This is a genomic window from Microcoleus sp. bin38.metabat.b11b12b14.051, from assembly GCF_013299165.1.
Lineage (GTDB): Bacteria > Cyanobacteriota > Cyanobacteriia > Cyanobacteriales > Microcoleaceae > Microcoleus.
The window spans coordinates 1-12,672 of record NZ_JAAFKD010000028.1 but is presented as its reverse complement, the minus strand read 5'-3'; the positions used below and the strand labels follow the sequence as shown (position 1 = coordinate 12,672).

The following is a 12,672-nucleotide window of genomic DNA, read 5'->3' as shown; positions in this document are numbered from 1 at the left end:
TGGTTAACTAAGTGTTTAGGGGAGATTGACAGGTAGAACAACTGTAAAAGTAGTTTGGCCTGGAAAGGATTCAACTTCTATTTGACCGCGATGTTTTTCAACGATTTTTCTGACTATATCGAGACCGAGACCGCTGCCTTCTCCCGGGGGTTTGGTTGTGAAGAAGGGGGCGAATATTTTGGGCATGACTTCGGCTGGAATTCCGGCGCCACTATCGGTAACGCCGACTTTGATATAGTTGCCTTCTTGCCGGATGTCCAGAGTTAATGTGCCTTGATTGTCCATCGCTTGCAGGGCGTTGTGAATCAGATTTGTCCATACTTGATTTAGTTGGTCTACATAGCACAAAATCGAGGGTATTTTGGGAAAATTGCGGATTACTTCGACGCCGTGTTTGAGGTTATTTTGATACAGGGTGAGTACGGTTTCTATGCCTTCAGTTATATTAGATTCAACCATGGTTTCTGATGAGTCGTAACGGGCATAGGTTTTCAGGGCGAAGACGACTTTAGAAGCGCGATCGGCTGCGGTGTTAATTGTTTGGGTGCCTCGCTGGATTTCTGAGAGTTTGTAAGCCATTTCTAAGATGCGATCGCGATCGACCTTTTGCAGCAAAGACAGAAAGTCGTCCGCCTCATAAATCCCCATATCTACCAAAGTGTCGGCGATCTCATCGGCTTCGTCAATGTCTTCGCCTTCGAGTTGACTAATCAAAGCCCGCTTTAACTTCCTTTCTTCTCTAGCTGTTAAAGTCATATCTTTTTGTAGCGAGCGATACAGCAATGTGTTAAAATTTTCAGATTCGGTGGGGGAAAGCGACTGAAACAGTGAGGGTAAATTTGTGATGGTTTGGCCCAAAAACTTAGTCATATTTCCCGCACTCGATCGAATTGCGCCCAGCGGAGTATTCAATTCGTGAGCAACTCCGGCGACTAATTGGCCTAAAGCTGCCATTTTTTCCGATTGAATCAGCTCTTCTTGGGTGGTTTGCAGGTTGTCTAGGGCTGTTTTGAGCTCTTGGGTTCTTTCGGCGACTTGGGCTTCGAGAGTGCGGTTGTAATCCGCTACCAATTTTTCGGCTTGTTTGCGTTGGGTGATATCGGCAAAAGCTGCGATCGCATAACTCACCTTTCCCTTATCATCATAAATAGGCGTTCCCCAAACCTCGATCGGAATAATCCTGTCAAGCTGGCGAATTTCCATATCATCAACGTTAACGCTGGCTCCTTTAAAAGCATTGATAATTGGATCTTTTTCTGCCGGATAAACTTCGTTGCTACCTGCCAGATAAATTTGATAAATCTCTCTAAGTTCCTCCGAAGTATTAGCTACTATACCTGTTCCTAACAAATCCTGAGCGCGAGAATTAACATAATAAGGTTTGCCACTAGACTCGGCTACAAATATCCCCACCGGAACCGCCTCTAAAATTTGATTTAGCCGACTTTCACTCTCAGATAATTCGGCATTCAAAGCTTGCATTTCTGTGAAGGATACTTGCAGTTGCGCCGCCATACTATTAAATGAATTTGCAAGTTCTCCGACTTCATCATCGCGGTTGAGCGTTACACTTTTGCCCCATTCACCTTTAGCAATATTTTTGGCAGCCTCGTTCAAAGATAAAATTGGTTTGGTTACCCACCTCGCCGTAACGACGCCAACAATTATCGCGACGACAAAAGCAGCAATGCACAACAAAATGGTCGCGGTATTATTGGCATTAATTTGTGCCATGAAATCCGCTTCTGGAACCACCACCACAATCAACCAATCCAATCCTTTATCATCTTGCCAAGGCAGAACTTGTAAAAATTGTTTGTTACCCTCAACATCAAATTCTAGTGACTGCGCTGTTGTCAGAGATTGGAACTCGTTAAAATTAGATGCTAAATATTTAGCAGTGGTTTGAGTGAAAGTATTTTTACTGTCAATTGCTTTAACTCGTTCAGCTCCGTAGTCTTTGTTGGCGGTATGAAACGGTTTTTCGCCTGTGGAAGTTGCGACTAACATTCCCGATCGCTCTACAATAAAAACCTGTCCGGTTTCGCCGATTTTCAAGCTTTGCAAAAACTTGCCAATAGTGGACAAATTAATATTAGTTAGCAGCACCCCTTGCAATTTGCCTTGTTTGTCGTAGAAAGGCATAGATGCGCCGAGATAAGCAGTAATGCCAGCCGTATTGGAATAAATCTGACTCCAGGTGGGTTTGCCAGCAGCTACGGCAGCTTTGTACCAAGGGCGAATGCGCGGGTCGAAATTAGTTTTGTTGTTTAATACTGCGCCGATTTCGCCGGATTCATTGGTAGCATAGGTGCGGAAATCATAGTTACTTGCTGCTGTCGATACTCTCCAAGTCAGCGAGCCATTGTCGAGCCTTTCTGCCCCTAAGTTGTCTCTTTGTTCTAATGCTAAACCACTAAAAGTGAGGGTATCAAATATCTGAATCTGCCGCCAAAAATGACGCTGTAAAATAGGTAAATCTTCGAGGTTGAGGGTGCCGAGTTCGATCGCAGCAGCATTGATCTGGTTGACCTGATGGGGTACAGTCAGGTAAGTACCGAGATTCTGTTGAACGCGACTGCCTACTTCTGTCATTAGTCGATCGGCAATTTCATTCACTGCCTTCTGTCCGTTTTTAAATGAGAGATATCCTACAAGTCCCACCGCAGCGAACAGTTGCAAGACGAAGGGAACTATCAAAACTGTTCGCAGGGTTCGCGATCGAGCAGTTTTTGTGGCTTCGGTGGCAGTGGATGCGGTTTTGTTCACAACGTTAGTGCTCGATCTAATTAGGATCTGGATTTTTTTGAGTTAAGAAATACTTATAGGTGGTGGACATCCACCTGAAAAAATTGACTGTGCGATTCCCAAAATCGCCATGCAGTATATCCCTCTGTTTGGGATGTACAGGAGTAGAGACACCGATTTCGCGAGCAGATTTCTCGCTGCAAAACCAAGATTTATTATATAGAACCCATTTGAGATCTTTGAGTTTTTGGGTTGGGTGACGAGAAATACCGAGATTAACCCGGTTTCTGAGATTTACGCCCGGGGGAAGAAACCGGGTTTCTACGAGTTTTTGGGTTGGATGACGAGAAATACTCCTAGAAACCCGGTTTCTGAGATTTACGCAGAATAGATCTCAAATGGGTTCTATAAACTCGGTTTCTTATCGTAAGTTTTATCCTGGTTATTCAGTGTTGTTATAATCTGCTAATTTTTTAGGTGCGACTTGTCAACTGCCAGCGCACCGCAGAACTCTACAACATTTTTTATTGAATGAATGAATAAATACAAACGTCTGCTTTTGATTGTACAGCAAAATAGAGATACGATCGCGCTCGACTGTGCCGCATCTAGATTGCGTATGGTAATTGAGGGGAAGAGAGGGAGAAAGGGTGATGGGGAGAGGATTTGACGCTTTTTGATAAATTTAGGAAATATCCCATGTAAATGCTGTGCAGCTTGCATTTGGGGTATTTGTTGCACTTGCGAACTCAGAGTACCACAAATGCCAGCTTCGCCCTCTGGCAATAATTTGATTGATCGGAGAAATTCATAGCAGAAGCAAGGAAGAAGCGATCGCCTGCATGGATTTGGCCAATAGCTGTAAGGTAAGGTGCGCCGAAGAGCACCCCACCTACTTAGGTTTTGGATCGAGGGATTTGAGTGGAAAGGTCGATCGGCTTTTCCACTCAAATTCAAACTATAGCAATCGCCACAGCGGTGAGGACATAAATAACCTCATGAATAGAGGCTATAGCCCATAGCAGAAACAATTTGATTTTCTGACTCTGCAACTGTCAACTGTCCACTGTCCACTGTCCACTGCTATAAGTCAACCGCTGCGAATTCACCCGGCGAATTGCCACCACCGCAGGTTTAGGTGGATTATTAACTTTTTTGCCAGGCCAGTTAGAGCCTACAGGCACTTTTCGAGTCTGCAAAAACTCCTTACCATCAATAGTCTTCATGGCAAATTTCCGGCTGTCTGCCGCCATATCTTTTCGCATCCCGTTGATTTCTCCCGGATGTTGAATCGCCAAAAACAAAGTCTTTTCATCCTCAGTAAAAAACGGCCCAGTAGTTTCGCATTCCATCGGCCCAATGCCAAACAAGAAAGCCTCCCCGGCACTCTCACCAGAAGCAGGCAAAAACCAAATCGCATTGTTACCGTACAAACCGCGCAAATTAGATTGACTAATTGGTTTTCCATCTTTATCAACTCGGCCAGCAGCAACAGGCGCATTCAGTTTGTCAGAAGACATATCATTAACCATCCAAACATTGCCGCCCTTATCAATTACCAAATTATCGGGATTAGAAAAACCCAATCCGCCCGCAGCGGGTTCGCCGCCCGTCGCAAACATTTTCCATTGAAAAGTCATTGCAGAGGGCTCGTTACCCTCTTCAACTAAGCGCATAATCCAGCCGTATTCGTAAGGTTTGCCGTCCTTGCCTTGAAAAATTCGCAAATCCGGCCCGCCGTCGCTGTCGCTTGCAGAACCGGAAGTAAAGGTAATGTAGAGAGAACCGTCAGGAGCAATTTCAGTGTCTTCGGGACGAGCAGTGCAAGTGGCTCCTGCGGCACTGGCGGCATAGTGAGCGTCTATTAAAATTGCACCTTGTTTTTCATTAGCTGTGCCTTCGTAGAGGTCATTTAAAGTCTTGAATTTTTGTTTAAAAGCAACGGCTTCTGTATCTTTTTCGACTTTGACAAAACCGCCTTCCGGGCGCTGCGGCAAATTAATCATTCCGCCTGCATGAATGCTAGGCAAATCTGGATTGACAGGGGTATCAGTTTTTAGTGCAATCCATCTACCGGTGCCGTCAGCGTTAAATTTTGCAGCATAAAGCATTCCGTCTGTCAATAGCTGGGAATTCGATCGATCTTTGGGGTTTTTGACTGGGTTTTTGCTGACGAATTTGTAAATATGTCCGCTGCGGCGATCGCACCCGGAGTAAAATGCTAAGGGTTTCCCCGCTACCACACGAATGCCGACGGCTTCGTGGCGGCAGCGTCCCAACCAAGTGTGTTTGGTGCCGTAGTCGTTGGGGTTAGCCGGATCTACTTCTACCATCCAGCCGTATTTATTCCCCGCCAAGCCGAACGGATTACCCAAACCGCCAATTTCTTCGGCATCAATGTAGAAATTTTTCTTGCTTGGATCGAAAGATGTACCGTCTGCAAATACAGCTTCTGGCACAAAATTCTGAATGTTTTCTTCTGCACTAAAAACCGTTCCCCAAGGCGTAGTTCCGCCCGCACAGTTATTAAAAGTGCCGATGATTTTTGAACCCAACTTATCCGAGTAGCCTTTACCTTTTTTGTTGAACACAGCTACCGCTGGGCCGGTGGCTTTGAGGTAGCGCCCGTCTTCTAGGCCGGAAATGCCCGTAATTCGGCGATCGGCTGGAGAATTCGTTCTTACCCATTTACCGTCATCATTTATTTTAACAGAAATTACCCCAATTCCCACATCAATCAAAGCTGCTTTCGATACTTCTACAACCATTTTTTTAGTCGCGTCTTTGTCCGCAATAGCAAAAGCATTTATTCCAGCTTTTCCGGCGGGTGTCGCAGCCGCCTCTAACTTAGCAAAAGGCAGAGATTTGCCAATAACTTTTTGATAAGTTTGAATCCAAGGTTTGGCACTTATGTACTCAAAATTAACTGTTAAGAATCCCTGATTTTTGCCTGTTTCTACAAAAGACAGATAGTCATTGTTGTAGCCGAAGTGAGAATCGCCCACTTTGTCTCCCCAAGCAGCTACGATATCGTAGGTAAAGCCTTCTGGAAGTACGAGGTCGTCTGCTACTTCGTAAGTGCTGTAAGCTTCGGCTTGTTGCTGGGTGGATACGTTGCTAATGGGGATGAATTGTCCAGTTTTTGTTAAGGTGCTGCTGGTTAGCAAAGGCATCGGGCCCTTGACTGGTTGGAAGTTTAGGCCTGCTGCAATATTCCCGCCCTCCTTTGCAGAGTTAACAGGTTGTGGGAAGGGCATGGCATTTTTTTGTTCGCAAGAATTGAGTGCAAAAGTACCGGCCGTTGCACCCAAGAACAGTAAAAATTCTCGACGCTTGATAGTCATAGTTTAATCAGTTGACAGTTGATAGTTGACAGTTGGCAGGTATGGGTAGGGTGCGTCAGCAAAGGTAATTCTTGATAATTACGGACAATCTCTAAACTGACGCACCATTTATTACGGAGTACCCTACGATAATTAGCCTGGGATAATTGACAGGTATAGGTAGGGTGCGTCAGCAAAGGTAATTCTTGATAATTACAGACAATCTCTAAACTGACGCACCATTTATTCCGAGTACCCTACGATAATAGACCTCTTGCAAAAATCTTTTTTATCAACTTTTGGAACGGGCTCTTCGGCCCATTCCACATAAAAAATATCTTTGTGGAACGGGCCGAAGAGCCCGTTCCTAACTATTTTTGCAAGATATTTAATTAGCCTATACATACAAGTAAGGACACAACATTGTTGTATCCCTACGTCATATTTGACTGCAACTTGGAACCGTACAAATAATCTAAAAACTCAACCAAATCGATAGCCGAACCCCCGTACTGTAATGATATATTCCGGTTGACCAGGATCGATTTCTAACTTTTCGCGCAGCCAGCGGATGTGAACGTCAACTGTTTTGCTGTCTCCGATAAAATCTTGGCCCCAAATTTTTTCTAGCAACTGATCGCGAGACCAAACTCGCCGGGGATTAGTCATAAATAGTTCTAGTAAGCGAAACTGTTTAGGAGAAAGTTTCACTTCAATGCCATGAACTAACACGCGGCATTCTTCAGGATAAAGAGTTATGTTCTTATATTGCAGCATCATCGGTTGTGGTAACTGACCGAGACGTTGGCGCCGCATTAGTGCCCGACAGCGGGCGATAAATTCCCGCATTCCAAAAGGCTTGGTGAGATAATCATCCGATCCGGCTTCGAGATAAAAAGCGCAATTGTTGGCACTTCCTCTCGCACCGACAATCAAAATAGGAACGGGATTTCCTTGATGCCGTAACATTCGACACAGATCCAAACCGTTAATTGAGTCCATAATTAACAGGTTAAAACCGAATTCACCGTGGTAAGACGAGGAAGCCTGCACAGAAGGCAGAGCGTTGCGCCCGTCGCTAGTAACAACCACCTCATAGCCCTGTTCTTTTAGGGCCAAAGCTAGCATTTCCCGCAACAGGTCTTCACCTTCCAATAACAAGATGCGGCCGGCTTGTCCAACAGCCAGCCTTGAAGGACTTTCGCTTAATTCAGCAGAAGACATAAATATCAGTGGGAGTTGTGTTTGTATGTAGCTAGCGGGAGGTGCTTTCTTCAGTAGCTGAGGCACTCTCGCGCTGCGATCGCTCTTTATGTGCGATCGACTCTTGAATCACTTATAATCTTTCGCCAGTCCATCCGACAGACATACGCTCGACTGTTTTTACTTGTTCGTGCAAGAAATATAGCCGTTGAGCAGTTGCGATAGCTGCGCTGTCTGCCTGCGTCCAGGCGTTAGAAGCCCGGTCATTCCTAGGGTTCGGTATTACTTTGTAAAACATTGCCCGCTTGTGATTGACCAGGTTACACCCAATCTATAGGGAGATGGCTTTATCGTACAGGCAAAAGGTTATCAAAAGGTAAAGTTTTAGTAAATAAATGGTTAATTTATTTAAGTATCAGTAATGTTGCTGTTCAATTATAACCGAACCCTACAGCTTTGTGGGAAGATACAATCCCGATCGAATTTACGCTCAATCACCTGGGAAATAGAAAAATATGGCGCTAAATTAACTATAAATCTGGGAATCTGACGGGTTTTTGAGGAATAGTGTTTTGTGAGTTGGACGGGAGTTGGACGATCGCACTACCAGCCGATCGCCCTACAACTGACCCAGACCCGCTACGATCGAACTTACAAGTAAAAATTCTGTAGACTGCCTATAATGTTGCTGCATTTGAGTACATGGCCCGAGGTTGAAGCTTATCTAGAGAGCTCCCGAGGCATAATTATCCCGATCGGCTCCACCGAACAACACGGGCCCACCGGCTTAATCGGAACTGACGCGATTACTGCTTCTGCGATCGCCCAGAGTGTCGGCGAAGCAGCCAATGCCTTAATCGGCCCGACAATTAATGTGGGGATGGCCTTGCATCATACCAGCTTTCCCGGTAGCATCAGCCTCCGACCGCAGACGCTGATTCTGGTAATCAGAGATTATATCACATCTTTAGCAAAAGCCGGATTTGAGAAATATTTCTTTATTAACGGTCACGGCGGGAATATTGCGACGATGAAAGCAGCATTTTCCGAGACATACGCGCATTTGTCGGATTTGAATGTGCCAAATGCCGATCGAATCCAGTGTCAAATCGGCAACTGGTTCATGTGCGGTTCAGTCTACAAACTCGCCAAAGAATTGTACGGAAACCAAGAAGGTTCCCACGCCACCCCCAGCGAAGTTGCACTAACCCAGTACCTTTATCCAGAAGCAATCAAACAAGCACCGCTTTCGGAAGAAGTTGCATCCGGGTACAAAATTTATAGTGCTGCTGACTTCCGGCGCCGATTTCCCGACGGGAGAATGGGTTCAAATCCAGCCTTAGCGACTCCCCAACACGGCCAGCAATTTCACGAATTAGCAGTCAAAGAATTGACTAATAATTATTTGGAGTTTTTGAACTCAGATTGACAATTACCTGAAAATTTTGATAAATCGCGTTTTTAGCGTAGTCTCGATCCCCCTAAATCCCCCTTAAGAAGGGGGACTTTGAGATGAATCCTGTTCGCCCGGATAGTCGGGGGGACTTTGAATATTTCCTGTCCCCGCCCTTAAAAAGACGGACTTTGAACACTTCTTGTCCCCCCCTTAAGAAGGGGGGCTAGGGGGGATCTGGCCCTAATCATCAAACAGTAGATCCGTACTACTAAGACGTTAAGTTGACACAAATCTAAGCAGCGACTTCAGCTTCAGCTTCAGCTTCAGGTGCATCTGGGACATCTTGCTTAATCGTCAAATAGCGAATCACTTCTTCGCTCAAACGCATCGCGCGTTCCATAGGAAAAATTGCAGCGCCCGGAGCTGTATAGTTCATTTGAACGTATACTCCGTCGCGGTGCTTGCCGATTTCGTAAGCCAAGCGACGCTTACCGCGGTGCTGAGTTTCGATATTTTCAGCACCTTGATCGCGCAAAATGGTTTGATATTTCGCGATCGCCTGGTCAGTCATTTCTTCACCCAAATCAGGGCGCAGAATGTACATTGTTTCGTAAATAAACGGTTTCATGGCAATAATTCCCTTATGGACAAACAAGGCTTCTCGCGAAGCAAGGACTTATTATCATATACCAACCATGAACAATCTCAAAGCTAAAAAATCAAATTCCCCAAACCGTAGTCGATCGCCGTGGAGAACCCTGTGGACGTACAGTATCATGGGGGCGATCGCACTTTTAATGCTGTTTCCCTTGCTGTGGCTGCTCAGTACCTCCCTCAAATCCCCCAGCGAAAACATCTTTCAATATCCCCCGCAACTGTGGCCGCAACAGCCAACCCTCGAAAACTTCATCAAAGTCTGGGAAACCAACCCCTTCGGGCGCTACCTGTTCAACAGCACCCTAATTGCAGGCCTGACAGTCAGCATCAACGTTTTGTTTTGCGCCCTCGCCGCATACCCCTTAGCCAGACTTAACTTTCGCGGCCGCGAAGCCATTTTAATTACAATTATTTCCACAATCATGATACCCTTCCAAATAGTCATGATTCCGCTGTACATTTTGACAGTACAACTCGGATTAAAAAATAGCTATTTAGGCGTCATATTTCCCGGACTCGCCTCAGCCTTCGGCATATTTTTATTGCGACAAGCATTTCTCGCAGTTCCCAAAGAATTAGAAGAAGCCGCCCGCATCGACGGCTGCACAGAATTAGGCATTTGGTGGCACGTCATGATTCCCGCAATTAAGCCAGCTTTAGTCACATTAGGAATTTTTGTATTTATCGGTTCTTGGAGTGACTTTTTGTGGCCGCTGCTAGTTTTAGACAGGCCAGAATATTATACGTTACCTTTAGGTGTCGCCAATTTAGCCGGGACATTTTCCTTAGATTGGCGTTTGGTGGCGGCGGGTTCGATTATTTCGATTATTCCAGTTTTAGGACTGTTTGTGCTGTTGCAAAAATACATTGTACCGACAGAAGCGGCCGCCGGAGTCAAAGGATAGAAGAAGGAAGAAGGAAGAAGGAAGAAGGAAGAAGGAAGAAGGAAGAAAAGCTGATGTTTCAGCAATTAATAACGTGCCAGCCGTCTAGGCGGTTGCTACAATCAAAAACTAGGATAAACTCAAAATTTATCTGCGTGGGATGGGCGTCTCGCCCGTCTATGATTGGACGGGCGAGACGCCCATCCCACAGCTTTGTGTAAATTATTTAATTCACCATCCCTACAATGTACGAACTCCCAGAAATCCGCTGGATTGTGAACCGGGCTGCTGTCATAGATGCGATCGTAGCATTTGCAAATGCGATCGACGCCAAAGACTGGCAAAAATTGCGATCGCACCTAGCGGACGAAATAGATATCGACTATTCGGAATTCAGGAGTGAAACTCCCAGACGAATAACCGCAGAAGAGTATATACAACAGCGAGTAGAAGGACTTGCAGGTTTGCGAACGCTGCACATCAGCACAAATCATGAAGTAACTATTCACAACAATACAGCCAAATGCCAGTCTGCATACCAAATTTATCGACTTGACCCCACTCGCGAAGCCGGACAAAATCGGTTGGACACAGCAGGAAACTATTTTCACACTTTGATTCAAACAACAGACGGACATTGGGCGATCGATGGAATCAAGCAAACCGTAGTGATTGTCAGCGGCAATCCTCAAGTACATGGTGCCCTGCGCGGTACATCTTAAACGATTTTAGATTTTAGATTTTAGATTTTAGATTTAGGGATTGGGAATGATTTAATGGTTTTTAGGTTCGTAGTGAGGACTTCAGTCCGCATCAGATGGAAGGACAAATAATTTAATGGTTTTTAGGTTCGTAGTGAGGACTTCAGTCCGCATCAGATGGAAGGACAAATAATTTAATGGTTTTTAGGTTCGTAGTGAGGACTTCAGTCCGCATCAGATGGAAGGACAAATAATTTAATGGTTTTTAGGTTCGTAGTGAGGACTTCAGTCCGCATCAGATGGAAGGACAAATGATTTAATGGTTTTTAGGTTCGTAGTGAGGACTTCAGTCCGCATCAGATGGAAGGACAAATGATTTAATGGTTTTTAGGTTCGTAGTGAGGACTTCAGTCCGCATCAGATGGAAGGACAAATGATTTAATGGTTTTTAGGTTCGTAGTGAGGACTTCAGTCCGCATCAGATGGAAGGACAAATGATTTAATGGTTTTTAGGTTCGTAGTGAGGACTTCAGTCCGCATCAGATGGAAGGACTGAAGTCCTCACTACGAACCACCAAAATGGTATTTTACCATAAACAAAATATTCTAAAAATTAACTCACAAGTTTCTACCTCGGAGTAAAAACTGCACTAGGATAAGCAATCCGCTTGTGATTGAACTGTTCCCAAACCCGCACAAAAATCTCCGCAATTAAAGACATATCCTCCCGAGTCAAACCCGAATCCAGCAACTGATTATCCTGCCAGCGAGCCCTCAAAATCCGATTAACCATATTCAAAGCTTCCTCATGAGTGGCATCCTTGAGCGATCGCAAAGCAGCCTCACAAGAATCCGCCAGCATCAAAATCCCCGTTTCCCGCGACTGCGGAATCGGCCCGTCGTAGCGAAAATCCTGCTCCCTCACTTCCCTGGTTTTGATTGCTAACTTTGAATTACCCGCATCTGCCAAAGTAATATTTAAATTTTCCGGTTCTTTGGCAGCAATTTGCTGCGCTTGATGGTAGAAATAAGCAATTAACATTGTGCCTTGATGTTCAGGAATAAACGCCTGAATTGCCTTCGGCAATCTATGTTTCCGCGCCATTACCAACCCTTCGCTAACGTGCTTTTTAATAATTTCGGCGCTCGTCCAAGGGTTATTAATTTCATCGTGTTTGTTGCCCCCGCCCATTTGATTTTCGCAAAATCCGTTCGGGTCGTGCATTTTTCCGATATCGTGGTATAATGTCCCAGCCCTGACTAACTCAACATTGCAGCCGAGTTCTCTCGCCGCAGCTTCGGCCAAACTAGCCACAAATAGCGTGTGCTGAAAAGTCCCCGGAGCAACGGCCGCCAACCTCTTTAACAGCGGGCGGTTGGGATTGGCAAGTTCCGCCAGCCGGATCGGGGTAATTAGGTCAAAAACGTGTTCTAAATAAGGGCTGATGCCGATCGCCACAACGCTCCAAGCCAAACCCGCCAAACTTTGCGCGCCCACCGTACCGAGCACCACGTACCAAATCGCACCCGCAGCCGCGCTGGCAATCAAAGTCCCCACCAGATAAACCATGCCCTGAGTCAAGCCGACAGCCACGCCCAAAAGAGCCAACTCCTCGCGCGATCGCAATCTTTCTGCCATAAAAGCGCCCAGCAATCCCCCCGCCGCGCTAGCCACCAAATGAATCAACTCTACATCCAAGCCAATGGGTAGCAGCGCCGACAGCAGCCCCACCACAGTCACTCCCACCGCCGAACCGTAG

General features: G+C 45.7%; 10 protein-coding genes. 5 read left to right on the top strand and 5 right to left on the bottom strand.

The window, feature by feature from the left end; translation table 11 throughout:
• Nucleotides 1-15: 15 nt before the first annotated feature.
• Nucleotides 16-2,769, bottom strand: a complete 2,754-nt coding sequence (locus QZW47_RS23580; RefSeq protein WP_293132378.1) for an ATP-binding protein — start codon at nucleotides 2,767-2,769, stop codon at nucleotides 16-18.
• Nucleotides 2,770-3,004: 235 nt separating this feature from the next.
• Between QZW47_RS23580 and QZW47_RS23575 the strand changes: the two genes are divergently transcribed.
• Nucleotides 3,005-3,139 (top strand): hypothetical protein, encoded by a 135-nt coding sequence (locus tag QZW47_RS23575; protein WP_293132375.1) that lies wholly within the window; start codon nucleotides 3,005-3,007, stop codon nucleotides 3,137-3,139.
• A gap of 664 nt (nucleotides 3,140-3,803) precedes the next feature.
• Here QZW47_RS23575 and QZW47_RS23570 read toward each other — a convergent pair.
• Nucleotides 3,804-6,092 carry an alkaline phosphatase PhoX gene (locus tag QZW47_RS23570; protein WP_293132372.1) on the bottom strand — a complete coding sequence of 763 codons (2,289 nt, stop codon included), beginning with the start codon at nucleotides 6,090-6,092 and terminating at the stop codon, nucleotides 3,804-3,806.
• Nucleotides 6,093-6,554: 462 nt separating this feature from the next.
• Entirely contained in the window at nucleotides 6,555-7,295 is a 741-nt protein-coding gene (locus QZW47_RS23565) for a response regulator transcription factor (RefSeq protein ID WP_293132369.1), read from the bottom strand.
• Between the two features lie 661 nt (nucleotides 7,296-7,956).
• On the opposite strand from QZW47_RS23565, the gene QZW47_RS23560 reads away from it, so the two are divergent.
• The gene (locus QZW47_RS23560) at nucleotides 7,957-8,703 is read left to right on the top strand and encodes a creatininase family protein (protein ID WP_293132366.1); all 747 of its coding nucleotides are present in this window, start codon (nucleotides 7,957-7,959) and stop codon (nucleotides 8,701-8,703) included.
• Between the two features lie 259 nt (nucleotides 8,704-8,962).
• Here QZW47_RS23560 and rpsF read toward each other — a convergent pair whose 3' ends face one another.
• Nucleotides 8,963-9,298, bottom strand: a complete 336-nt coding sequence (rpsF, locus tag QZW47_RS23555; protein WP_265234432.1) for a 30S ribosomal protein S6 — start codon at nucleotides 9,296-9,298, stop codon at nucleotides 8,963-8,965.
• Nucleotides 9,299-9,365: 67 nt separating this feature from the next.
• On the opposite strand from rpsF, the gene QZW47_RS23550 reads away from it, so the two are divergent.
• From QZW47_RS23550 to QZW47_RS23540, 3 genes are all read left to right on the top strand, one after another.
• On the top strand, nucleotides 9,366-10,232 hold the full coding sequence (locus QZW47_RS23550; RefSeq protein ID WP_293132556.1) for a carbohydrate ABC transporter permease: 867 nt from the start codon (nucleotides 9,366-9,368) through the stop codon (nucleotides 10,230-10,232).
• Nucleotides 10,195-10,320, top strand: a complete 126-nt coding sequence (locus QZW47_RS23545) for a hypothetical protein (protein WP_293132360.1) — start codon at nucleotides 10,195-10,197, stop codon at nucleotides 10,318-10,320. The genes QZW47_RS23550 and QZW47_RS23545 overlap by 38 nt, the downstream gene beginning before the upstream one ends.
• Nucleotides 10,321-10,456: 136 nt before the next feature.
• On the top strand, nucleotides 10,457-10,933 hold the full coding sequence (locus tag QZW47_RS23540; RefSeq protein ID WP_293132357.1) for a nuclear transport factor 2 family protein: 477 nt from the start codon (nucleotides 10,457-10,459) through the stop codon (nucleotides 10,931-10,933).
• Nucleotides 10,934-11,540: 607 nt separating this feature from the next.
• Here QZW47_RS23540 and QZW47_RS23535 read toward each other — a convergent pair.
• Nucleotides 11,541-12,672, bottom strand: a 1,132-nt coding sequence (locus QZW47_RS23535; RefSeq protein WP_293132354.1) for an HDIG domain-containing metalloprotein, incomplete at its 5' end; no start/stop codon positions are given.

Excerpts from the sequence above, each read along its gene's own strand:
- QZW47_RS23570 (WP_293132372.1), bottom strand. The coding sequence starts at position 6,092 with ATGACTATCAAGCGTCGAGAATTTTTACTGTTCTTGGGTGCAACGGCC.
- QZW47_RS23565 (WP_293132369.1), bottom strand. The coding sequence starts at position 7,295 with ATGTCTTCTGCTGAATTAAGCGAAAGTCCTTCAAGGCTGGCTGTTGGA.
- QZW47_RS23560 (WP_293132366.1), top strand. The coding sequence starts at position 7,957 with ATGTTGCTGCATTTGAGTACATGGCCCGAGGTTGAAGCTTATCTAGAG.
- rpsF (WP_265234432.1), bottom strand. The coding sequence starts at position 9,298 with ATGAAACCGTTTATTTACGAAACAATGTACATTCTGCGCCCTGATTTG.
- QZW47_RS23550 (WP_293132556.1), top strand. The coding sequence starts at position 9,366 with ATGAACAATCTCAAAGCTAAAAAATCAAATTCCCCAAACCGTAGTCGA.
- QZW47_RS23540 (WP_293132357.1), top strand. The coding sequence starts at position 10,457 with ATGTACGAACTCCCAGAAATCCGCTGGATTGTGAACCGGGCTGCTGTC.